Origin of the sequence: Thiobacillus sp. SCN 63-57, assembly GCF_001725555.1 — a bacterium.
Classification (GTDB): Bacteria; Pseudomonadota; Gammaproteobacteria; order Burkholderiales; family Thiobacillaceae; genus Thiobacillus.
The window spans coordinates 1-21174 of sequence record NZ_MEGP01000027.1; the positions used below are offsets into that span (position 1 = coordinate 1).

Sequence of the window (21174 nt, forward strand, 5' to 3'; positions counted from 1 at the left end):
AAGCCCACCATACCCAGGCCAGCCAGCATCATGCCGTAGGTCGAAGCTTCCGGCACAGGCGCTGCGAGGACGTTGCCCGTAAGGTGCAGAGCGTACTGGGTGCCAGCAAAACCACCGACCGGCACGGTTGCCGTGTAATCCAACGTATAGGCGTGGCCATAGACACCGTCCCAATTGAACGCAGCCAGACCATTTCCGTATACACCGCTGCCCGTTGTAGCGCCGTTAACGTCAGCCATGCCGACCTGCCCAACGTTGGTAACGCTCCACGAACCCGTGCTCATGTCAAACGAAGGGGTCGTCGCCCACGCCACATCCCATGCGGACATGTTAACGCCGGTCGACACACCACCGGACGGTGCGACAGCACCCGCCAATGCGCTGTTGAAATAATTGGTACCGGTGTTGGAGTTGAAGCTCCACGTAGCCACTACGGCGTTAGGATCGCCAACGGTAGCACCATAATTGCCGGGGCTGCTGAAACTGCCAATCGTGATGCCGGCGCCCGGTGCCAAGAGGACTTGCTCGCCCTGGGCAATAATGCCATACGGAGACGAGGTATCCATGGCGAACCAGGAACCGGTAGCGAAAGCATTCGGGGCACCATATGCGGTGGTCGATTGTGCGCCAGCGGAAATGGTCAGCACGTCACCCGTCATCAGGTCGCCCACAGCTGCGTGAGCGCTCATAGCGCCCATGATGCCAACACTGCCGATTGCCATGGCAAACATCGTTTTTTTGAAATTCATCTTATAAATCTCCTCATTCATGTAGATAGGTTTCGATCGAACTACAACTACATCCTCCTGCCACACGGTGTAATACTCTTCTTCACCGAATAATGCCCTTAGCGGCGACTCTCACTTAGCAATGCCCATTCCAGCTTTGCGCCATATTTACTTATGGACTTAACAATCAAGCATTTAAGATTTGAATTTAGTTGTTTTTGGTAGGCATCTTGGTAGGTTCGAACTAGGTGTGTAAAAAATTCCGACAAATTTTTTAATCAAGAATGAAAGAAAGCGCTTCACATGACACAAACATATCAGACAAACCAGAAGAAATAAATTGTTCTACTTTTAAATCAAGGCATTAATGAAATGAAGACGGCCAATTATTATGTGTAAAATTTATCGACAAATACGTGTTGATTAGTATTTCTGATATACCAATAAAAGAAATTTGTACGCTATTTCAATCAAACGCTACGTGGAAATCGATCCGAATGCGCTTTCACAGACGGAGACAGACTCGATATATCGCTCGCTGTGCCTGGTAAAGGCAATACACCACTTCGCTTCCAAGCCGGATACCCATTCCTTGAAAGCGCGACCCCATCCGGGGATTCGTGATTTGACCTTGTAAAGACCTTAAGCAGACTAGCCCGAACATCAGAGCGGCACAGCCAGATGGACGTTCGGACCCGAGCCCGCCGGGTACGCTTTCCAGCCTTAGTCGCTAATACGCGTTCTGGTCCCGCCAGACGACGGCGAGCGTCTTGCCGATGATCATGAGATCGAACACCAGTGACCAGTTGCGCATGTAGTCGATGTCGTACTGGACGCGGGCGCGCATCTTGTCGAGGGTTTCGGTTTCGCCGCGCAGGCCGTTGACCTGGGCCCAGCCGGTGATTCGTTGTGCGCAACGGCGTGGGGACGCGGGCCGACGACGCTCATGCGGCCCTGCAGGACGTTGATGAACTGGGGCAGTTCGTCGAGCGAGGTGCGGCGGATGAAAGATCCGAATCGGGTGATGCGGGGGTCGCTGCGGCCGGCCTGCTTGATGGTGTCGCCATCGTCGCAGACACGCATGGAGCGGAATTTGTAGACGAGGATTTCCTGGCCGTCGAGGCCGTAGCGGCGCTGCTTGAAGATGATGGGACCCGGGGACGACAGCTTGACGCCGACGGCCAGGATGAGCAGGACGGGCCAGATCACCAGCAGGATCAGGCTGGCGATGGCGATGTCGCTGATGCGCTTGCCGATGCCACTGACGCCCAGCGTGGGCGATTCGGTGAGCGCCACCACGGGCATGCCGTGGATATGATCGACCCGCGCCTGGATCAGGTCGGATACGAAGATGTCCGGCACGAAATAGACCGACGCGGTGGTATCGCGCAGGGCGTCGAGCAGGTTCAGCGTGCGTGGCTGCGAGGCCATCGGCAAGGTGATGTAGACCAGGTCGATACCATGGCGGTTGACGTATTCGGGGATGTCGGCCAGCCGCCCGAGCAGTTTGGCCGGGTCGGTCAGTTCGGTACGATCGAGCGTGCGGTCGTCGAAAAAGCCGACCACGTCGACACCCAGCGCACTGTCATTGGCAAAACGACCGCGCAGTTCGGTTCCCAGATGCCCGGCCCCCACAATCAGCGCGCGGCGGCGGCCGCCTTCCAGCAGCAGCAGGCGCGGCAGGATCTTGCGCACGATGCGGTGCGCCACCCACATGGCGATAGGGGTGACGAGCATCCACGCCATCACCAGGTCGGGCGGGAAGAAATCGAGATAGCCGGTGGAGTAGCCGAACAGCAGGATCAGGCCGGACAGGAAAAACCACGGCATGACCACTTCGTTCCAGAAGGCCCGCAAGGTGACTTCGGGCCATTTGCCGGGAAAGGTCAGCGTAAAGACGATGAGCGCCAGAATGGGATAAGGCCCATTGAAGGTCTCGCCGAAATAGAGTGCGCAGCCGATCAGCACCAACACGGCCACGAAGGGGTCGAGCAGGATCTTGGTCAGCGATACGACGGAAAGCTGCTGCCGGAACAGCCACTGGTTATGGTTTGTCATTACTCCAAATGCTTCGCGTCGATGCGTGTTTCCCGGGGGTAGACAGGCGTGAAATTCTCAGTCGACCCGCCGGTTAATGCCGGGGCAGGCGCATTATCCAACAAAAGTAACGGGCCAATGTTGCCGGAACTTGAAACTGCCAAGACCATACGCACCATAGGTCCCCGTACTGCTTGCGCGTAAAAAATCCTCAACGAAAACGGCTTCCTTGCGGAAGCCGCGAGTCAGAAGCAACGCAGCAATCAAACGGACAGGCGTGCGTTGCGCCGGGCCATGAAGCCGACGAGCGCAAGACCGGCCAGCATCATGGCATAGGTTTTGGCTTCGGGGACTGCCAGGGCAATGTACCCGTCTGCCGCGTACTTCAGATCGCCCGAAGCCACGCTGTTGCCCATCACGCTGGTGATCGGGTTCAGGAAGCTGGCGTCATATGCGTTGTTCATACGAAGCGTGAAGACCCCGCCACCCGATGCGATCGTTGGGGGCTGGTATACGGCAGCATTGAAACCCGTGACAGCGATTGTGATCTCGGTCAAACCTGAAGTGAAATTGGAATTTGCAATCCCCGTCCCGCCAATGATGTTGCCGGTCAGAATCGCATCGCCATCGGTAAATCCCGTATCCGCATTGAAGCTGCGATTCGGGTTGGTATCCAGATAAATCGCGAAGTTGCCGCCCGTGATGCTGATCGCGCCAGCGGCCGTCACACTCTCGGTAAAACTGGCCACCGCGGTCAATTCATAGGTCGAATTGAGATTGGGCGCTGCCGCTATCGTTCCGGCCAGTTCATGGTTGGTGATGAAGGATTGGTAAAACCCATTGAAATTTGAAACCAGACTCGGTCCCGACCCTGTCGTTCCGGCTGACTTCAGGAGCACGACCCCCGCACCCGCGTCATAGGTATCGAACGGACCCACCACATCCTCATCCCCGCTGCTGCCGGGGGCCTGGGTGTAATCGGCCGTTCCCGCCCAGTTGGATGCCGCCTGGGCCGTTTGTATCCCCATCGCGGACACGGCCAATAGTGCTACTGCCATAACTCGCATGCGCTTCATGACACTCTCCTCCTCCAACATCAAGCTGCAAGGCCATTTCATCGCGTACATGAAATGGAATGGGGGCCAATTTTATTTGTTGTCCATTGTGCCCCCAGCCCTTTACGCAAAATACGTACCATGCCCATGAAAGCTTCGTACCATACTGTTTACCCGATGTTTTTTATCCGGAACCCACCGTTCATTCATTCATTTGGTTTGAAGTGTAAAGAAAACCGACAGCCATGAGATGCCCGATTTCATGCCGATGACATAGCCGGGCTGGGCCTGATCTGCCCCGTCGGCCTGTTCGCATGAAAAAACGGCCCCACGAGGAGGCCGTTTCGCATCAATACAACCAACGCTCAGATCGCGATGCGGCCCTTGCGCCATCCCATGAAGCCTATCAGCGCCAAGCCGGCGATGAACAAGGCATACGCCTGCGGCTCCGGCACGGGCGTCGTTACGATGGCCACGCCCGCAAATTTTTTCTCGATGAAGGCTGCCCCACCGACTGACAGACTGTTGGCCAGCAGGAGGTTTTCGAGGGTGACGCTGACGCCGCTGACGATACCATTCGTTCCGCCCCATCCGGCCGGAATCGCGACGTTTGCGTGCGAGGTCCAGTCGGTGGTCTCGAAATCCGCCAGGCTGGTCATGTCGGTCAGCGGAAGCGACGACTTGATTTTGCTGCTGGCGGCAGGTGTCAGTGGCGACGCCAGATCGCGCACATAGAGTTTGCCACCGACGGCCACGCTGGAGCCTGCGCCGATGTTGTAGTAGTCGCCATCTTCGGTCAGGTTGACCGCCGAGACCTGATAACCAGGATTGGCATTGACCGTGACGTTGAAGGTCTGGCTGGCCGAGGCAAACCCGGTACCGTTGAAAGACTGGGCCTTATAGGTGGTGGGCGTGAAAAACAGCGCATCCCCCGTCACCATGGGAACGCCGAACAGCCCGCTGAGCGCGCTGTCGAACGTGAAGCTGACCGTGGTGCCCACCACGGTAACCGGAACGGCCTGCACAGGCCCGCTCAGCATGGCAGCCGACAACGCCAGTACGGCGGCGGTGCGTTTAAAAAATTTCATGATGCTTCCTCCAATTCGATATTCAACATTGCGGTGTATCTCCCTATCGCTCGTCAGCCTGAGCCGAAACAATGCGCTTTTTTTATGTACGTTTTGTGTATGTTTCATTTAAGGGTGCCCGTACCGCTTTTCCTCCTCCAGCCACCGAACGGGCCGATACCGGGTGGGGAGGTAAAAAAACTGCAAAAAAACATCCGCTTAGCTAGAACGATTAAAGCAATATGCATGCCCGCCGATCATTCACGCCTGCACACCCTTGTTTGCGTGCTGCTTTTCATGGTTGCGGCAGGCGCGCCTGCAATGGCGCAAACCCCATTGTAAAAAACCCCGACAACGTAGCTTGCCGATAGGGATGACTTATCAATCTGCTGCATATGCGGTGTGTCCTTTGGGGCAGGCGGCTAGCCGAACCGCTTTATCCCATCACACGCATTCCCATCTGTCTGACACCGCCCCACCGCCCGACTCACCGCCTTCTCCAGAGAACGTGCCGTGGCGCCTCCGTGCTATGCTGAACGCCATTTCGGGGGAGAGGATGTGTTCAAGATTCTGTTGCTGATCGCGATTGGTTTCATCGTGCTGGCCTTGTTTCGTGCCTACCAGCGTTCGCTCGGCCAGCCGCCCTCATCCGCGCGCGAAAAAACCGTCGAAGACATGGTGAAGTGCGCGCATTGTGGCGTGAACCTGCCGCGCAGCGAGGCCATTTATTCCGGCGGCGATTTCTTCTGTACACCCGAACACCGGCAACTCGGCAAGAGATGAACGCAGCGGCAACGTCGATGCCGCGCCCGACCACGCCGGGCTATTTCGCGTCCCATTGGCGCAGTCTCGATTACTTCAACTTGTATCGCCTGACGCTGGCCGCCGCGCTGGTGTTCAGCGGTCTGTTGTTCAGCACGTCGGATCTGTTCCGCCAGAGCGCAAACGGGCGTTTTCAGAGTTACGCCTTTGCCTATCTGATGATCGCAGCATTGTTCGTGCTGGGTATCCGCGCACGCTGGCCGGGATTCCAGATCCAGCTCACCGCCCACATCACGGCCGATATCGTGCTGTTCATGCTGATGATGTCGACCAGCGAGCAACTGGCAAGCGGTTTGGGCCTGCTGCTGGCGATTTCCATTGCTTCCGGCGGGCTGGTCGGAAGCGGACGCCTGACCCTGCTCTATGCCGCCATGGCATCGATCGCCGTTCTGCTGCAGCACGGCTTCAGCATTCTGGGCGGCGGCCAGGGGATGGACAGTTTTTTCCAGGTCGGTTTGCTATGCGCAGGATATTTCGCCATCGGCTTGCTGGCGCATGCACTGACCCTGCGCGCGCTCCGGTCGGAAAGACTGGCGCAGCAGCAGGCAGGCGAACTGGCCCTGCTGAACCGCATCAATGCCGTGGCCATCGAAAACTCGCCCGACGGCCTATTGGCTATACGCGGCGACGGCATCATACGACACGCCAGCCCGCGCGCATTGGCACTGCTCGGTATCACGGCAGCGGCGGTCCCGGGCATCACCCGCCTGGAAGACTGCTCGCCCGAGCTGGCGCGTATGTCGCAGCAGATGCAGCCCGGAACAACGTTCACCTTGAACACCGCGGCCGCACAGTTGCGGGTGCGCTGCATCCCGCTGGAAACACCGGACGACAGCCGCGTGCTGGTGCTGGAAGATCAAAGCCAGGCCGAACAGGCGGCCCAGCGGCTCAAACTGGCTGCGCTGGGACGGCTCACCGCCAACATCGCACACGAAATCCGCAACCCGCTGTCGGCCATCAGCCATGCCGCGCAACTGTTGGGGGAGGAAACGCACGATACCGCCCAGATCCGATTGACCGGGATCATCGAGAACAATGCACGGCGGCTCGATCGTCTGGTGGAAGAGGTGTTGACGCTCAATCGGCGCGACCGGCTTCATCCGGTCAGCTTCGATGCCGCTGCGCTCGGCCTATTGGTCGACGAACTGCGTCAGACTGAAGAAATCCCGGCAGACGCCGTCATAATCGACATGCCCGACAGCCTGCATTTCCAGTTCGACTCCGACCATCTACGCCAGATCGTGTGGAATCTCATGCGCAACGCCTGGCGTTTCAGCCGCAAGCAGGCGGGCAGCCTCCGCATCGGCGCACAGATGCAGGGCAGCAACATGCAGATCGAGATCGGTGACGACGGACCCGGCGTGGCGTCGGAACACCAGGACAAGCTTTTCGAGCCCTTTTTCACCACGGATGCGCAGGGTACCGGATTGGGCCTGTTCCTGGCGCGCGAACTGGCCGAGGCCAACCATGCGGCGCTGAGCTACGTTCCCGGCAATGGCGGCGCGCGCTTTCGCCTCGCCCTGCGCGGAGGCGAGTGATCATGGCGGCCTCTCCACGCATTCTGCTGGTTGACGACGAGCCCGACCTGCTCGATCTGATGGAATTGACCCTGGTCAAGATGGGACTGGAAACCGATCGCGCCGTCAGCGTTGCCGAGGCGCAGGCCCGACTGCGGCAGACACATTACGATCTCTGCCTGACCGATATGCGACTGACCGATGGCGAAGGGCTGGACGTGATTGCCTGCGCCAGCGCACTGGCCCTGCCGGTTCCGGTGGCGGTCATCACGGCCTACGGCAATGCCGGCAACGCCGTCGCCGCACTGAAAGCGGGCGCATTCGATTATCTGGCCAAACCGGTGGCGCTCGACCAGCTGCGCACCCTGGTCAAATCCGCGCTGGCGATTCCCGAATCCGCGCAGGCAGACGATCCGACCCGCGAACTGATCGGTCAATCGGCCGTCATGCAGGACATCCGTGCACGCATTGCCAAACTCGCACGGACCCAGGCGCCAGTGCATATCGCAGGCGAATCGGGCAGCGGCAAGGAACTTGCGGCACGCCTGATCCATCGTCTCGGCAACCGGTCCGGCAAGCCCTTCGTCGCGGTCAACTGCGGCGCGATTCCCGAAACACTGATGGAAAGCGAATTTTTCGGCTATCGAAAAGGCGCGTTCACGGGGGCTGACGCCGACCGCGACGGCTTCTTTCAGGCAGCCAACGGCGGCACCCTGTTTCTCGACGAGGTGGCCGATCTGCCGTTGTCGATGCAGGTGAAGCTGCTGCGCGTGCTGCAGGAAAAAAAGGTACGCAAGGTCGGTGCCACGGCCGAGGAGCCCATCGACGTCCGCATCGTGAGCGCCACGCACCAGGATTTGTCCGCGCTCGTGGAAACGGGCCGCTTTCGCCAGGATCTGTATTACCGGTTGAATGTGATCGATCTCGTCATGCCGAGCTTGCGCGACCGCGCCAAGGATATCCCGGAAATGGCGCGTTTTCTGCTCGACAAACTGGGGGGAGCCGACGTCGAACTGGATCGCGATGCGGAAAAGGCGCTCTGCGCCTATGCTTTCCCCGGCAATGTGCGTGAGCTGGAAAACACGCTGGAGCGGGCGCTGGCGCTATGCGAAGGTCGGCATATCAACGCCGCCGACCTCAACCTGGTGCCTGCCCTGCCAGCTGCCGGCGCCGCGCCCGGCAGCAAATATCCTCTGCAGGACTATCTCGACCAGATGGAACGCACCGCCATCCTTGAAGCACTGGAACAGACGCGCTACAACAAGACTGCCGCTGCCCGCCTGCTCGGCGTCACCTTCCGCAGCCTGCGCTACCGGCTCGAACGGCTGGGAATCGAATAGGGTATGTCGAGCCATCTCGGTACACGTTAAAAGACCCGCGCTCGGCGGGTCTTTTAACGTGTCATGTGGTGCCGCTTGTCGGATTCGAACTGACGACCTACCGCTTACAAGGCGGTTGCTCTACCAACTGAGCTAAAGCGGCGACGGGCGACATTATAGCGATGCCGCGCGCCCGATTGAGCGATTACTTGACGACTTTGAGCGAGGGTTTGCCTCTGGGTGGTGCGGACGATTCGTCCGGCACGGGCGGCGGTGTCTGCTCGGGTGGCTCGGGTGCATCGACCGGCTCGAAATGCAGACCTTGTCCATTCTCGCGCGCGAAAATCGCTGCCACCCGGTCTACCGGTATGGATATTTCATGCGAGACACCACCGAAGCGCGCGGAAAACTGGATCCAGTCGTTGTCCATCGTCAGATTCCGGGTTGCGCCGGCGCTGACGTTCAGCACGATCTGGCCGTCCTTGACGAAACCGGGCGGCACGCGCGTACGCGCATCGACCGCCACCAGCAACTGCGGGGTATAACCCGAGTCCACGCACCATTCGTACAGTGCGCGGATCAGGTACGGCTTGGTTGAAATCTCGGCCACCCGCCCTGCCCGCTTACTTGCGCAGCGCCTTTTCGGTGGGCGTCAGCGCATTGATGAAGGCGGGACGGCTGAACAGGCGTTCGCGATACTTGAGCACCGGTGCGGCCACTTTGGGCAGCTCAATGCCGTAGTGCTCGAGGCGCCAAAGCAGTGGGGCGATCGCCACATCCAGCATGGAGAACTCGTCGTTCATCAGGTACTTCTGCTTGGTGAGGATGGGCGTGAGCTGCGACAGGCTGTCGCGGATTTCCTGGCGCGCCTTGTCCGATGCCTTGCCGAGGCTATGCTCGAGCGTATTGACGTGGGTGAACAGGTCGTGCTCGAAATTGAACAGCACCAGGCGGGCACGGGCACGCATGACCGGATCCGGCGGCATCAGTTGCGGATGGGGAAAACGCTCGTCAATGTATTCGTTGATGATGTTGGATTCGGTCAGGATCAGGTCGCGCTCGACCAGCACCGGCATCTTGCCGCTCGGGCTGATGCTGGCAATTTCTTCCGGCTTGTTGTGCATGTCCACATCGATGACTTCGAAATCCATGTCCTTTTCGAACAGGACGATGCGGCAGCGATGGCTGTAAGGATCGGTACTGCCGGAATACAGGGTCATCATGGCGGGGGCTCCCTCTCGTGTTGCAAGTATTGCGTGTGTTTAAGGCTTAAAACGCCAACAGCCGGACACAGTCCGGCTGTTGGCGAACGGCTAGACCAGATTCAGTGAACGTCTTTCCAGAACTCTTTCTTCAGGTAATAGGCCACCACGAAGAAGAACGCCAGGAAGGCCAGCACGAACAGTCCGAGCTGTTTCCGTTCGAGTTGTGCGGGCTCGCCCATCCACGTCAGGTAGTTGACCAGATCGCCGACCATGGCGTCGTATTCGGCCAGGGTCACGCTACCGGGCTTGGCCAGTTCGAGGCGCTCGATCACTTCATGCTCGCCTTCCTTCTTCATGACCGGAACCATTTCACCCTGCAGGCTCCACAGCACGTGCGGCATCGCCACCTTGGGGAACACGACGTTGTTCCAGCCGGTAGGGCGCGTGTCGTCACGATAGAAGCTGCGCAGATAGGTATACAGCCAGTCGGAGCCGCGTGCGCGGGCGATCACGCTGAGGTCGGGCGGAGCGGAGCCGAACCAGTTCTTGGCCTCTTTCTTGTCCATGCCAACCGTCATGGTCTCACCGGGCTTTTCGGCCGCGAACATCAGATTTTCCTTGATCTGATCTTCGGTCAGCCCAAGATCCTCCATGCGCGAGTAACGCATGGAGACAGCGCTGTGGCAATTGAGGCAATAGTTCACGAACATGCGTGCGCCGCGTTGGAGGGATGCCTGGTCGGACAGGTTGACGGGCGCCTTGTCCAGACTTGGTCCTTCCTCGGAGGCGAAAGCGATGACAGGCACCGCGATCAACAGGAGAATAAAATTCTTCAAGCGTTTCATTTTAGCCAGTCACCCTTTCCGGTTCCGGTTTGGTTTTGTCAATCGAGGTATACCAGGGCATCAACAGGAAAAACAGGAAGTAAATCACTGAGAAGGTCTGGGCAATAATCGTCGCCACCGGAGAGGGCGGCAGCAGGCCAAGGTAGCCGAGGCCCACGAAGGACACGATGAACAGGGCCAGCATGAGCTTGTAGATCGGGCCGCGGTAGCGAATCGACTTGACCTTGCCGCGATCCAGCCAGGGCAGGAAGAAGATCAGCACGATCGACATGCCCATTGCCACGACGCCGGGGAACTGGGAGCCGAACATCGGCGGCACTGCGCGCAGAATGGCGTAGAACGGCGTGAAGTACCACAGCGGCGCGATATGCGGCGGAGTCTTCAGCGGGTCGGCCGGGATGAAGTTGTTGGACTCCAGGAAGTAGCCGCCCATCGTGGGACCGAAGAACACGATTGCCGAGAAGACCATCAGGAAGACGATCACGCCGACGATGTCCTTCACCGTGTAATACGGGTGGAAGGGGATGCCGTCGAGCGGGATACCGTTGGCGTCCTTCTTCTTCTTGATCTCGATGCCGTCCGGGTTGTTGGAGCCGACTTCATGCAGCGCCACCAGGTGCACCGCCACCAGCGCGATCAGCACCAGCGGCAGGGCAATGACGTGGAAGGCGAAGAAACGGTTCAGGGTGGCGTCCGAAATCACGTAGTCGCCGCGAATCCAGATCGACAGATCGTTACCAATGAAAGGCACGGCGGAGAACAGGTTGACGATCACCTGCGCGCCCCAGTAGGACATCTGACCCCACGGCAGCAGGTAACCAAGGAAGGCTTCGGCCATCAGCGCCAGATAGATCAGCACGCCGAAGATCCAGATCAGTTCGCGCGGCTTGCGGTAGGAACCGTACATCAGGCCGCGGAACATGTGCAGGTAGACGACGACGAAGAACATCGAGGCGCCGGTCGAGTGCATGTAGCGGATCAGCCAGCCCCAGTCGACGTCGCGCATGATGTACTCGACGGACGCAAAGGCGAGGCCCGAGTCCGGCTTGTAGTTCATGGTGAGGAAAATGCCGGTGACGATCTGCATCACCAGCACCAGCAGCGCTAGCGAGCCGAAGAAATACCAGAAGTTGAAGTTCTTGGGCGCATAGTACTCGGACAGATGCGCCTTGTAGGTGGCGGTGAGGGGAAAGCGGTCATCGACCCAACCCATCATTTTTTGCAGGGCAGACATTCTTTTAGGCTCCTTTTGCGTCCACACCGATCTGTATCTTGCCGGCACTGAGGTATTGATGAGGCGGGATCACCAGATTGGTCGGGGCCGGCACGTTCTTGAACACACGGGCCGCCAGGTCGAAACGCGAACCGTGGCAGGGGCAGAAGAAGCCGCCCGGCCAGTCGGCGCCGAGATCGGCGGCACCGACTTCCTTGCGATAGGTAGGCGAGCAGCCAAGGTGGGTGCAGATGCCCACGGCCACCAGGAATTCCGGCTTGATCGAGCGCGTGGCATTCTTGCAGTACTCAGGTTGCTGAGGCTGCTCGCTGTTGGGGTCGACCAGTTTGTCGTTATGCTTGCCCAGCAGGTCGAGCATTTCCTTGGTTCGATTGACGACCCACACCGGTTTGCCGCGCCATTCAGCCGTCAACAGCATACCGGGCTCAATCTTGCTGATATCCACCTCAACCGGTGCGCCTGCAGCCTTGGCGCGCGCGCTCGGCAGCATGCTCATCACCAGCGGCACAGCCACCCCCGCCACGGCGACCCCTCCAACGGCGCTGGTCGCGGCGATCAGGAATTTTCGTTTACGTGTGTCCACTTTTTGCCCATCGGCTTCCTGGCTCATGTTTCCCTAACCTGAACGTGTTGCGATAAAACCGGCATTCTAACCAAATTGCCGCCCTCACCGGAAGCCCGTCGCAGCAAAGACGCAATCGCCGCCCACGCTGGGCTATAATCGTCCAGCCGTAAAATTACGCCAAGTCTCTGAATTTAATCGAAATGCATATACGCAAACTCTGGTTGCTCTTCGCTCAAACCACCACGGTGGCACTTGGCGTATTGTTCATCATTGCCCTGTTCAAACCCGATCTTCTGCGCTGGCAGACACAAGCACCGAGCCTGACCATCCAGCAAGCTGCACAACCCGCCAACCGTACGCTCACCCCCATCGAGTCCTTTGCCCCGGCGGCACAAAAAGTGATTCCGGCGGTGGTCAACGTCTTCACGCAGCAAAAAGTCAGCAGCCCGGCGCACCCTGCCCTGCAGGATCCGATTTTCCGGTACTTTTTTGGCGACCGGCTGGATGCGCGCCCGCGCGAAGTATCCAATCTGGGATCGGGCGTGATCATCAGTCCAAACGGCTACATCCTCACCAATCAGCACGTTGTCGAAGCCGCCGACGAAATCCAGGTGGCCTTGGCCAACGGCAAGACCGTACCCGCCCGCGTGGTCGGTTCCGATCCGGAGACCGATCTGGCGGTGCTGAAAATCGATGCCAACGACCTGCCTGCGATCACCTTTGCCGAACCCGACAGCCTCAAGGTGGGCGACTGGGTGCTGGCAGTCGGCAATCCGTTCGGCGTCGGCCAGACCGTCACTGCCGGAATCGTCAGTGCGCTCGGACGCACTCATCTGGGCATCAACACTTTCGAGAATTTCATTCAGACTGACGCCGCAATCAACCCCGGCAACTCGGGCGGCGCGCTGGTCGATGCATCCGGCAACCTGGTCGGGATCAACAGCGCGATCTATTCGCGTACCGGCGGTTCGCAGGGCATCGGCTTTGCCATTCCGGTCAGCATCGCCCGCAAGGTGATGGAACAGATCATCAAATCCGGAAGCGTGACGCGTGGCTGGGTCGGCGTCGAGGTACAGGACCTGAGTCCAGAACTGGCTGAATCGTTCAGTCTGAAAAGCGCGGAAGGCGCATTGATCGCCGGCGTGCTGAAAGGGGGGCCTGCCGACGTCGGCGGCATCCGCCCGGGCGACATCCTGCTGGCCGTCAATGGTCACGTGGTGGCCGACTCCGCATCGCTGCTCAATCTGATCGCCGCGCTGAAACCGGGCGAAGACGCACAACTGACCGTCGCGCGCAAACAGCAGACCTTGAATCTGAAAATCCAGGTCGGCCGGCGCCCCATGCAGCGCACGGTGGAATCGACGCCAGCGCCCGAGCCCGAGATCAACTAGTCCGGCTGGAGATGCGCCAGCACGCGCACGCGCGTGGGATAGGCGTACGGGTCCTGCTCCATGGCCGGTAGGCGCCACCGCGCAGCACGGCGCGCCTGCTGATTCAAAACGGGATCCTGCACACGCAGGCTGGCCAGGATGAGCACGTCGGAGGGCGAATACAGTGCACCGTCGTCCAGCACCGGCTCGGCCTGCAAGGTCGCCAGCAAGGGCTGCGCCTCACGCTTCCAGCCCTCCGCATGCCAGAACAAGCGCCAGGCGGTCTGGGCAAGCTGCCGGGCCCGTTCGCGCGATTGTGCGTTGCCCGTGGCATCGGCATGGTCGAGCAGACCCTGCACCACATAGGCGTAATCCTCCAGCTCCGCATCCGGCAGGACCTGGCCATGCGCCATCGCTTTCACCAGCCGGCCGTCCCTGGCCAGCCGCGTCAAGAGGAAACAAGCGGTCGGCCTCCCGGCGGTAGCCCGGATCGAGCCGGCTGGCCTGGCTGAACGCCGACAACGCGAGACCGTTCAGGCCGGCATTCAGTTTGTCGTCCTTGGGCAGGCTGCGCCCCCGTCTCAAGGGATACAGGATGCGCGCCGCCTCGGCCAGCAAGGGCCGTTCGTCCGCCGTTGGGGAGACATATTCCGCAGGCAGATAACCCGCTTCAAGGCTGCGCGGCACATCGAGGCGCCACACCCGGCGCACGGCAGCATAGACCTCCGGAGGCAGTCGCCGCTGCAGTTCGTCGGGCTCCCACAGATAGGTGGCCCCTTCCCGGCCGGCCGCGTCGACCGCCGACGTGCTGCTATAGAAACCGCCGTTGGCATCCCCCAACTCGTCCCGCATGAAGCCGAGCGTCCCGCGGGCAATCTCGCGATAGCGCGGCCGATCCAGTAGTGTCGCCGCGCGCTGGTACAGCATGGCCAAGTGTGCATTGTCGTAGAGCATCTTTTCAAAATGCGGCGTATCCCAGCCGGGGTCGACGGTATAGCGGAAGAAGCCGCCGCCGATGTGATCCCGCATGCCACGCACAGCCATCTGGTCGAACGTCAGGCGCAGAAAATCGGCCAGTCCGGCGTCAGGGTGCTGCGCCTGTCGATCCAGCAAGGCACTCAATTGCGGCGCCATGGGAAATTTGCTGACCTGGCCAAAACCACCGTGCAGGGTGTCGGCCTCCTGCCACACGCCCGCCATGAACCGTTCCCAGGCCTTCGCACTACGCGCCGCGGTCAGCGGCGCATCCGCGGGTCGCGCACCTCGCGGCGGCGCGGCCAACGCGGCCAGACGGCGAATGTCGGCCTGCTCGGAGGCCCAGCGTGCGGAGAGCTGGGTCAGCAAGGTTTGGAACCCGTCGGGGGGCACATACAAGACGACGAAGGCGGGATAGCCTTCCGGCGTCACGAAGGCATTCAGGGGCCAGCCCGCGGCGCCCTGCAGGCGTGCGGAAAATGTTTGCAGGGCGTCGTCGAGTCCGGTGTTGAGTTCACGATCAACCTTGACGGGGATGAAATCGCGGTTGAGCAAGGCCGCAATGTGCGGGTTCCTATAGCTTTCGCGCTGCATGACATGACACCAGTGGCAGGCGAAATAGCCGACTGAAACGAACAGCAGCTTGTTTTCCCGTCGCGCACGCGCGATCGTGGCGGCGTTCCATTCCTGCCAGGCCACGGGATCGTGGCCATGCAGGGCGAGATAGGGTGACGGATGATCGGCAAGCTGGTTGACCAGCGGGGCCGCGCTGGCCGGAACCGGCAGCAGCAGAATCAGCAGCAGGGTGAAACGAGCAGGCCTGCGCTCAAACCCGGACATAGGTCCAGCCTTGCTGGAGCCGGGTGACGATTTCCTTGAGGGCGGTCGGCGCGGTCTGGGTGGCCGGCAGCAGCACAACCTTTTCGCCGTCGCTGCGGAGCCGGGCAATGGACTGACCGCACGCCACCCAGTGCAGGTTGTTGGCGTGGCGCTGCGTCATGCGCGCGATACGCTCGGCGTAAGGACTATGGCCTGCGCGCAGCAGATCAAGCCCGTGGCTGTTGGCAATGATCTCGAGTTGCATGGTGCGCCCCTGCCGGTCCGCGGCGTCAAGCAGGCGTTCGGCCTGGTCCAGCACTGCCAGCATCTTGGCTGGCGCCGAGCTGTCGATATGCAGGAGAACCCGATTCGGGTCTGCCGCATGCGTCAGGCTGACCACCTGAAAGCCCGCCTGGGCGGCCACGGGCACCTTGGCCACCGCCTGCGATTCCGTGCCACGCAACGCCCAGCCGGCACTGAGGCCCGCAAACACCGCCAGGCAGGCGAAAGCACAGCGCTGCAAGAACTGGCGCCGCGGCGTGGCACGTGCATTCCGTCCCTCCGCAACAGGCGGCTCGACATAGGCCAGCCGCACCATGGTTTGCAAACTGCGCAGGGCACACACACGTTGCGCCAGGTCCTTGTCATCGCGCATCCGCGCAATCAGTCTTTCACTTTCGGCCACGTCGAGCTCACCATCGACAAAGGCGTGCAGGGTTTCATCCGAAACGGCGGGGTTCATTTCACTCTCCTCAACAGCGGCTTTGTCGTGGGCCGCTGCATGGCTGTATCCAGCAAGTTTTTCAGGTTTGCGCGCGCGCGCGACAGACGACTCATCACGGTACCGACCGGTATATCCAGAATGTCAGCCACCTCGGCATAGCCGAATTCCTCCAGGTCCACCAGCGTCAGCACCTGGCGTTGCCCCATGGGCAGGCATGCCACCGCCGACCGTACCGAGGCGATCACCTGCTCCCGGTTGCAGCTAGCCTCCGGGGTATCGGCACTGGACTCGAGCTCGTCCTGCCAGTCCTCGACGTCCTCGAAGTCGCGCCGGCGGCGCAGATGGTCGAGCCAGCAGTGATTCATGATCGACACCATCCAGGCCTTCAAGGCCGCCTCATCGCGCAACTGGGCACGTCGTGTCCAGGCCTTGGACAGGGTTTCCTGCACCAGGTCGTCGGCCAGCGCCGTGTCGTGACACCAGGCATAGGCAATCCGGTAGAGCACCGGGCGTTGCGCCTCGATGCCGGGGCGGAAAGGGCCGAACAGGAAGCGGCTGATCATAAGCATATTTTGTAGACGCGGAAGGTAGTCCATTTATTCCATAAATAAACATGCGGCGAAATGGAATAAGCGTGCCACTTGGCACGTCTTCTAAATACCGGTGCCGATAAAGCCGGTTTATCAAGAGGAGACACATCATGACACGCACCTTGACCCCGTTGCTGGCCGCCCTGCTGCTGGCAACCGCCCCCATGGCTCACGCCGCCCAACCCGCCGAGGCGGCTGCACCAGCCGCTGCAGCCTCCGATGCGATAAAAGTGGTGTACCACATCAACGACGCCTCCGTTGCCCGCGCCGCTATGCGCAATGTCGACAACGAACTCAACGCCGACCCGAACACCAAGATCGTCGTCGTGACCCACGGAAAGGGCATCGATTTTCTGCTCAATGACGCCAAGGACGACAAGGGCGCCTTCGAACCCCAGGTCGCTGCGCTGAAGAATCGCGGCGTCGATTTCCGCGTCTGCAACAACACCCTGCACTCCCGCCATCTGGGCCCTGACGCCGTCATCATGGAAGCCAGCGTGGTGCCGTCCGGCGTTGCCGAGACCGCCCGTCTGCAAGCGAAGGAGGGCTATGTCTATATGAAGCCCTGACCATCCAACAATAGATCGATCTGCCGTCCCGTCGGGACGGCCAATTAAAAGAACCAAGGGGGGACATTGCATGCTCGATGCATGTAGGGGACGTTTTGTCGCCACTTGGACCCATGAACCGGATCCCAATGCGGAGACAGACAATGCTTAATTTCTTACGAACACTCTTCCTCACCCTTTCGTCATTGCTGATCGTCACGGCCGCGCCTGCTGCCCTGTCGGCAGAGCCCAGCATGGCGGACTACAAATACGTCCTTCACATCGACGACATGGACCCCTCCAAGCAGGAGCTCGTCCTGAACAACGTCCATAACCTGCTCGATGCCTATCCGCCCGGCGAGGTGGAAATCGAGGTCGTCGCCTATGGACCGGGGCTGCGCCTGCTGTTCGCCGACAACGTCAATGCCAAGCGAATCGAGTCGCTTTCCATGAGCGGCGTGCGGTTCTCGGCGTGCGGCAACACCCTCAAGGGCATGACGAAGCTGCTCGGCGAAGCACCGAAGCTCAATCCCGTCGCCACCGTGGTGCCAGGCGGCATCGTCCGCATCGGCCAATTGGTCAAGCAGGGCTACATCTACATCAAGCCATGACCCATTCGGCTGCCACAGCCAATGCAACTGACTAGCCACTGAAATTCAAAATAACGCTCAAGGAGACACACTATGGGAAATCCGAACAACTTCAAACGCACCCTGCTCGGCGCAGCCTGCGCTCTGGCACTCGCCGGCGCAGGTACCGCCCACGCAACCAACTGGCTGCTGCTCCAGGGGACCGAGGATCCGGGCGCCGCTGCCCGCGCCAACGTCTGGGGCTTCATCCAGGCAGACTATCAAAAGGATTTCAGCGACCCGAGTGCAGCGGGCCAATACGTTCCCCCGAAAATGCTCGGCCCCGACCTGGATTCGCAGGATGGCTTCAACATCAGCCGTGCGCGCATCGGAGTGCGCGGCACCGGCTTCCCGATCGACAGCCACATCAACTACTTCCTGCTGCTGGAGATGGGCAACAATGGCATCACGGCGGGGAATGGCGCATTCGCCAGGCTGACTGATGCGAGCGTCACCCTGAATTACATTCCCGGCGCACGCATCCGCGCCGGCCTGTTCAAGACCCCCGGATCCGAGGAGGCACTGCAGGGGATCCAGACCTTCGATTACATCAATTTCTCCGAGCCCGCCAACCAGCTATTGCTCGAGCGTCTCCCTCCGCGAAGCTATACGGCTAACAAGCCCGCCTTGACCGAGGCCCAGCTGCAAAGCGGTTCCACCCTCAACGGCTTCAAGACCCCGGTCGGTGCCTTCCGCGATGTCGGCGCCCAGGTATTCGACGCGTTCGATGTCGGCAACGACTGGGAAGTGTCCTACGCCGCAATGATCGGCAATGGAAACGGGATCGAGTTCAGCAATTACGATGGCGAATACGACAAATATCTCTACCTGTCAGGTGAGAAGAAATTCGGTGGAAAAGGCCCGCGGGCGGAAGGCCTGAAGTTCTTCGCCTGGGGCCAGTGGGGCAAGCGCTTGCTGGACAACACGAACGACAGCACCGCCAACGCGAAGCTGTACGATCGGAATCGTGCCGGCCTTGGCCTGAAATACTTGAAAAAACCCTTCCGCTTCACGGCTGAGTACATCACGGCAGACGGCATGATCTTTGCCGGCCCGGACAAACCCAGCTTCACCTTTGCCAGCACCAACGGCGCCGACGCCAAGGCCAGCGGCTGGTATGTGGAGGGTGGCTGGTACATCCCCAAGACCAAGTTCGAGCTGGATGCCCGCTATGACACGGTCGACCTGTTCAAGGGCCGCACCGATGACCATACGTTCTCGAAATGGACCCTGGGGGCGCAGTACCACCTCAACCCGAAAACCCGTTTGACGCTCAACTACGAAATCCGCAATTTCGAGTGTACGGCCAGTACGACGCCCTGTACCAATGCCAACAAAAACCTGGATGGCGTAGGCAACAAGGTCGGTGTGCAGTTGACCGCGATTTTCTAACTACAGAGTTTTTGCCTGTTGTCTCCTCCCCCGCCAGATGTTCTGGTGGGGTTTTTTTGCTTTGCAGAGCCGGAACATTGTCCGATTTCCGGAAGACTGCCTGACCCAGGTGGTGGGTGCCGCGGTTAAACTTTGGCAAGGCCAATCAACACTTTTCAATGAAAGGAACGCTATGCGCTTATTCCATTCCTCCAGCCTTAGATGGATTGGCCTGCTAGCAGCTGCCACCGTGTTTTCCGGTTGTGCCGGCATGGGCGCCAGCAGCGAGAGCCAGACCGGGCGAATCAAAATCACGTCCGAGCCTGCCGGCGCCGTAGCCTACGCGGATGGCAGCGAACTTGGCGCCACACCGGTCGAGATCGTCCCGGGCAACGTCTTCCGCTCGGGCTTTGTGGGCTTTTCCTATCGCTATTACGGCAAGCTCAGCATCAAGAAAGCCGGCTGCGAAACCTGGTCGACCGAGGTCAACGACTACGTCCTGTCGAAGGATGTCCATGCCAAGCTGAAATGCGATCCGGATTTCCGGCCCGCCGCCCCAGCCGCACCTTCTGCTGGCGGCCGCTCCGGTTCGATGCCGAACCCGTCTTCCGGGGATCAAGCCATCGAACGGCTGGAACGCATTGAAGCCCTGCATAAGAAGGGGCTGATCAGCGACGAGGAGTACAAGCAACTGCGTGCCAGGATCATCGACAAGCTGTGACGATCTGACTGCACCCGGGCGAGTGCGACGGAAGCGGCTATCCGGCCGCTTTTTCATGCGCTGCGGATGAAGTGCTCCCGGTAGTATTTCATCTCGTCGATGGACTCGTAGATGTCGGCCAGCGCTTCATGCTTGTTCGACTTCTTGAACGCTTCGGAGAGCCCGGGGCGCCAACGCTTGGCCAGTTCCTTCAGCGTGCTGACATCCAGGTTGCGGTAGTGGAAGAACGCTTCCAGTTGCGGCATGTGGCGCGCCATGAAGCGGCGATCCTGACAGATCGAGTTGCCGCACATCGGCGAGGTCCGGGCGGGCACGTGCTGTTTCACGAACTCCAGCATCTGCGCCTCGACTTCGGCTTCGTCCAGTTGCGAGGCCTTGACGCGTTCGATCAAGCCCGACTTGCCGTGCGTGCCCTTGTTCCAGTTGTCCATGGCATCCATGACCTCGTCGGGCTGGTGCACCACCAGGACCGGGCCTTCGGCCACGGTGTTGAGGTCGGCATCGGTGACGACGATGGCAAGCTCGATAATGCGGTCGGTATCGGGCGACAGGCCGGTCATTTCCATGTCGAGCCAGAGCAGATGCGTGGGGTTCAGGGCCATATCAGCGTTCCTTCGGAAAACAGGCTGCCATTTTCGCACACGATGCATTCCGCGCTGGCGCAATTGCAGGCCAGTGACGATAATGATCGGATAGCCATGAGGAGATTCCCATGAAAATTGTGACCGCACTCATCTGTGGCGCCCTGCTGACCGGCGGCGTCCACGCCGCGCCTTTTGCCAAGGGCGACCCCAAGATCGGCAAGGCCCTGCACGACAAGGCCTGCACCAGCTGCCATGTCAGCATGTACGGCGGCGACGGCAGCAAGATCTACACGCGCGCCGACCGCAAGGTCAAAACCCCGCAGCAACTCGCCGCCCGCGTTTCAGCCTGTAACGCCAACACGGGCGCTGGCTGGTTCCCTGAAGACGAGGCGCACGTTGACGCCTATCTCAACCAGAAATATTACAAATTCAAGTAAGGATCCACTGTC

Annotated in this window: 22 protein-coding genes, 1 tRNA gene and 1 pseudogene; 9 read left to right on the plus strand and 15 right to left on the minus strand. The window is 60.1% G+C overall.

Going from position 1 to position 21174, the window contains the following annotated elements; all coding sequences use genetic code 11:
* The 4 genes and pseudogenes from ABT23_RS11660 to ABT23_RS11675 form a co-directional block, all read right to left on the minus strand.
* On the minus strand, positions 1–770 hold a 770-nt coding region (locus tag ABT23_RS11660), incomplete at its 3' end, for a PEP-CTERM sorting domain-containing protein (protein ID WP_366366731.1).
* Positions 771–1458: 688 nt separating this feature from the next.
* Positions 1459–2786, minus strand: a pseudogene (locus ABT23_RS11665) (sugar transferase).
* A 242-nt stretch (positions 2787–3028) separates the two neighbouring features.
* On the minus strand, positions 3029–3841 hold the full coding sequence (gene pepA / locus ABT23_RS11670) for a flocculation-associated PEP-CTERM protein PepA (protein WP_296635381.1): 813 nt from the start codon (positions 3839–3841) through the stop codon (positions 3029–3031).
* Positions 3842–4185: 344 nt separating this feature from the next.
* Positions 4186–4908, minus strand: coding sequence for a PEP-CTERM sorting domain-containing protein (locus tag ABT23_RS11675; RefSeq protein ID WP_296635383.1), 723 nt, complete (start codon positions 4906–4908; stop codon positions 4186–4188).
* Between the two features lie 537 nt (positions 4909–5445).
* Between ABT23_RS11675 and ABT23_RS11680 the strand changes: the two genes are divergently transcribed.
* Genes ABT23_RS11680 through ABT23_RS11690 form a run of 3 tightly spaced genes read left to right on the plus strand, consistent with a single transcriptional unit; the run spans position 5446 to position 8566 of the window.
* The gene (locus tag ABT23_RS11680) at positions 5446–5670 is read left to right on the plus strand and encodes a PP0621 family protein (RefSeq protein ID WP_296635385.1); all 225 of its coding nucleotides are present in this window, start codon (positions 5446–5448) and stop codon (positions 5668–5670) included.
* The gene (locus tag ABT23_RS11685) at positions 5667–7247 is read left to right on the plus strand and encodes an ATP-binding protein (RefSeq protein WP_296635388.1); all 1581 of its coding nucleotides are present in this window, start codon (positions 5667–5669) and stop codon (positions 7245–7247) included. Before ABT23_RS11680 ends, ABT23_RS11685 begins: the two co-directional genes overlap by 4 nt.
* Before the next feature lie 2 nt (positions 7248–7249).
* On the plus strand, positions 7250–8566 hold the full coding sequence (locus ABT23_RS11690) for a sigma-54 dependent transcriptional regulator (protein WP_296635391.1): 1317 nt from the start codon (positions 7250–7252) through the stop codon (positions 8564–8566).
* Positions 8567–8632: 66 nt separating this feature from the next.
* Here the strand turns inward: ABT23_RS11690 and ABT23_RS11695 are convergent.
* The 6 genes from ABT23_RS11695 to petA all read right to left on the minus strand — a co-directional run bounded on the left by ABT23_RS11695 (position 8633) and on the right by petA (position 12439).
* Positions 8633–8708, minus strand: a tRNA-Thr gene (locus tag ABT23_RS11695).
* A 42-nt stretch (positions 8709–8750) separates the two neighbouring features.
* Positions 8751–9155 carry a ClpXP protease specificity-enhancing factor gene (locus tag ABT23_RS11700; protein ID WP_296635393.1) on the minus strand — a complete coding sequence of 135 codons (405 nt, stop codon included), beginning with the start codon at positions 9153–9155 and terminating at the stop codon, positions 8751–8753.
* Positions 9156–9168: 13 nt separating this feature from the next.
* On the minus strand, positions 9169–9768 hold the full coding sequence (locus ABT23_RS11705; RefSeq protein ID WP_018506445.1) for a glutathione S-transferase N-terminal domain-containing protein: 600 nt from the start codon (positions 9766–9768) through the stop codon (positions 9169–9171).
* A gap of 101 nt (positions 9769–9869) precedes the next feature.
* The gene (locus ABT23_RS11710) at positions 9870–10595 is read right to left on the minus strand and encodes a cytochrome c1 (protein WP_296635396.1); all 726 of its coding nucleotides are present in this window, start codon (positions 10593–10595) and stop codon (positions 9870–9872) included.
* A 1-nt stretch (position 10596) separates the two neighbouring features.
* On the minus strand, positions 10597–11829 hold the full coding sequence (locus ABT23_RS11715) for a cytochrome b N-terminal domain-containing protein (RefSeq protein ID WP_296635398.1): 1233 nt from the start codon (positions 11827–11829) through the stop codon (positions 10597–10599).
* Between the two features lie 4 nt (positions 11830–11833).
* Positions 11834–12439, minus strand: a complete 606-nt coding sequence (petA, locus tag ABT23_RS11720) for a ubiquinol-cytochrome c reductase iron-sulfur subunit (protein WP_296635400.1) — start codon at positions 12437–12439, stop codon at positions 11834–11836.
* Between the two features lie 155 nt (positions 12440–12594).
* Here petA and ABT23_RS11725 point away from each other — a divergent pair, with 155 nt between their 5' ends.
* The gene (locus ABT23_RS11725; protein ID WP_296635401.1) at positions 12595–13785 is read left to right on the plus strand and encodes a Do family serine endopeptidase; all 1191 of its coding nucleotides are present in this window, start codon (positions 12595–12597) and stop codon (positions 13783–13785) included.
* On the opposite strand, the gene ABT23_RS11730 is transcribed toward ABT23_RS11725, so the two are convergent.
* The 4 genes from ABT23_RS11730 to ABT23_RS11745 are packed head-to-tail and all read right to left on the minus strand — an operon-like array spanning position 13782 to position 16851.
* Positions 13782–13994, minus strand: a complete 213-nt coding sequence (locus tag ABT23_RS11730; protein ID WP_296635404.1) for a hypothetical protein — start codon at positions 13992–13994, stop codon at positions 13782–13784. The two genes, ABT23_RS11725 and ABT23_RS11730, sit on opposite strands and share 4 nt — an antisense overlap.
* Before the next feature lie 10 nt (positions 13995–14004).
* Complete coding sequence (locus ABT23_RS11735; RefSeq protein WP_296635407.1) at positions 14005–15579, minus strand: DUF255 domain-containing protein; 1575 nt, start codon at positions 15577–15579, stop codon at positions 14005–14007.
* Entirely contained in the window at positions 15566–16300 is a 735-nt protein-coding gene (locus tag ABT23_RS11740) for a hypothetical protein (RefSeq protein ID WP_296635409.1), read from the minus strand. The genes ABT23_RS11735 and ABT23_RS11740 overlap by 14 nt, the downstream gene beginning before the upstream one ends.
* Positions 16297–16851 (minus strand): RNA polymerase sigma factor, encoded by a 555-nt coding sequence (locus ABT23_RS11745; protein ID WP_296635413.1) that lies wholly within the window; start codon positions 16849–16851, stop codon positions 16297–16299. The genes ABT23_RS11740 and ABT23_RS11745 overlap by 4 nt, the downstream gene beginning before the upstream one ends.
* 131 nt (positions 16852–16982) lie before the next feature.
* Between ABT23_RS11745 and ABT23_RS11750 the strand changes: the two genes are divergently transcribed.
* From ABT23_RS11750 to ABT23_RS11765, 4 genes are all read left to right on the plus strand, one after another.
* A complete protein-coding gene (locus ABT23_RS11750; protein ID WP_296635415.1) occupies positions 16983–17441 on the plus strand; it encodes a DsrE family protein in 459 nt (152 codons plus the stop codon).
* A 143-nt stretch (positions 17442–17584) separates the two neighbouring features.
* Positions 17585–18031 carry a DsrE family protein gene (locus ABT23_RS11755; protein ID WP_296635418.1) on the plus strand — a complete coding sequence of 149 codons (447 nt, stop codon included), beginning with the start codon at positions 17585–17587 and terminating at the stop codon, positions 18029–18031.
* A gap of 72 nt (positions 18032–18103) precedes the next feature.
* Complete coding sequence (locus ABT23_RS11760) at positions 18104–19441, plus strand: porin (RefSeq protein ID WP_296635421.1); 1338 nt, start codon at positions 18104–18106, stop codon at positions 19439–19441.
* Positions 19442–19478: 37 nt separating this feature from the next.
* A complete protein-coding gene (locus tag ABT23_RS11765; RefSeq protein ID WP_296635424.1) occupies positions 19479–20141 on the plus strand; it encodes a PEGA domain-containing protein in 663 nt (220 codons plus the stop codon).
* Between the two features lie 53 nt (positions 20142–20194).
* On the opposite strand, the gene orn is transcribed toward ABT23_RS11765, so the two are convergent.
* Positions 20195–20743: an oligoribonuclease gene (orn, locus tag ABT23_RS11770; RefSeq protein ID WP_296635427.1), complete on the minus strand. Its 549-nt coding sequence runs from the start codon at positions 20741–20743 to the stop codon at positions 20195–20197.
* Between the two features lie 110 nt (positions 20744–20853).
* Between orn and ABT23_RS11775 the strand changes: the two genes are divergently transcribed.
* A complete protein-coding gene (locus ABT23_RS11775; RefSeq protein ID WP_296635429.1) occupies positions 20854–21162 on the plus strand; it encodes a cytochrome c in 309 nt (102 codons plus the stop codon).
* The last annotated feature ends 12 nt before the right edge of the window (positions 21163–21174 follow it).

Coding starts and splice junctions, on each gene's coding strand:
- pepA (WP_296635381.1), bottom strand. CDS start 3,841: ATGAAGCGCATGCGAGTTATGGCAGTAGCACTATTGGCCGTGTCCGCG.
- ABT23_RS11725 (WP_296635401.1), top strand. CDS start 12,595: ATGCATATACGCAAACTCTGGTTGCTCTTCGCTCAAACCACCACGGTG.
- ABT23_RS11745 (WP_296635413.1), bottom strand. CDS start 16,851: ATGCTTATGATCAGCCGCTTCCTGTTCGGCCCTTTCCGCCCCGGCATC.
- ABT23_RS11705 (WP_018506445.1), bottom strand. CDS start 9,768: ATGATGACCCTGTATTCCGGCAGTACCGATCCTTACAGCCATCGCTGC.
- ABT23_RS11755 (WP_296635418.1), top strand. CDS start 17,585: ATGCTTAATTTCTTACGAACACTCTTCCTCACCCTTTCGTCATTGCTG.
- orn (WP_296635427.1), bottom strand. CDS start 20,743: ATGGCCCTGAACCCCACGCATCTGCTCTGGCTCGACATGGAAATGACC.
- ABT23_RS11740 (WP_296635409.1), bottom strand. CDS start 16,300: ATGAACCCCGCCGTTTCGGATGAAACCCTGCACGCCTTTGTCGATGGT.
- ABT23_RS11710 (WP_296635396.1), bottom strand. CDS start 10,595: ATGAAACGCTTGAAGAATTTTATTCTCCTGTTGATCGCGGTGCCTGTC.
- ABT23_RS11750 (WP_296635415.1), top strand. CDS start 16,983: ATGACACGCACCTTGACCCCGTTGCTGGCCGCCCTGCTGCTGGCAACC.
- ABT23_RS11675 (WP_296635383.1), bottom strand. CDS start 4,908: ATGAAATTTTTTAAACGCACCGCCGCCGTACTGGCGTTGTCGGCTGCC.
- ABT23_RS11690 (WP_296635391.1), top strand. CDS start 7,250: ATGGCGGCCTCTCCACGCATTCTGCTGGTTGACGACGAGCCCGACCTG.
- ABT23_RS11760 (WP_296635421.1), top strand. CDS start 18,104: ATGGGAAATCCGAACAACTTCAAACGCACCCTGCTCGGCGCAGCCTGC.
- ABT23_RS11775 (WP_296635429.1), top strand. CDS start 20,854: ATGAAAATTGTGACCGCACTCATCTGTGGCGCCCTGCTGACCGGCGGC.
- ABT23_RS11685 (WP_296635388.1), top strand. CDS start 5,667: ATGAACGCAGCGGCAACGTCGATGCCGCGCCCGACCACGCCGGGCTAT.
- ABT23_RS11765 (WP_296635424.1), top strand. CDS start 19,479: ATGTTCTGGTGGGGTTTTTTTGCTTTGCAGAGCCGGAACATTGTCCGA.
- ABT23_RS11715 (WP_296635398.1), bottom strand. CDS start 11,829: ATGTCTGCCCTGCAAAAAATGATGGGTTGGGTCGATGACCGCTTTCCC.
- ABT23_RS11735 (WP_296635407.1), bottom strand. CDS start 15,579: ATGTCCGGGTTTGAGCGCAGGCCTGCTCGTTTCACCCTGCTGCTGATT.
- petA (WP_296635400.1), bottom strand. CDS start 12,439: ATGAGCCAGGAAGCCGATGGGCAAAAAGTGGACACACGTAAACGAAAA.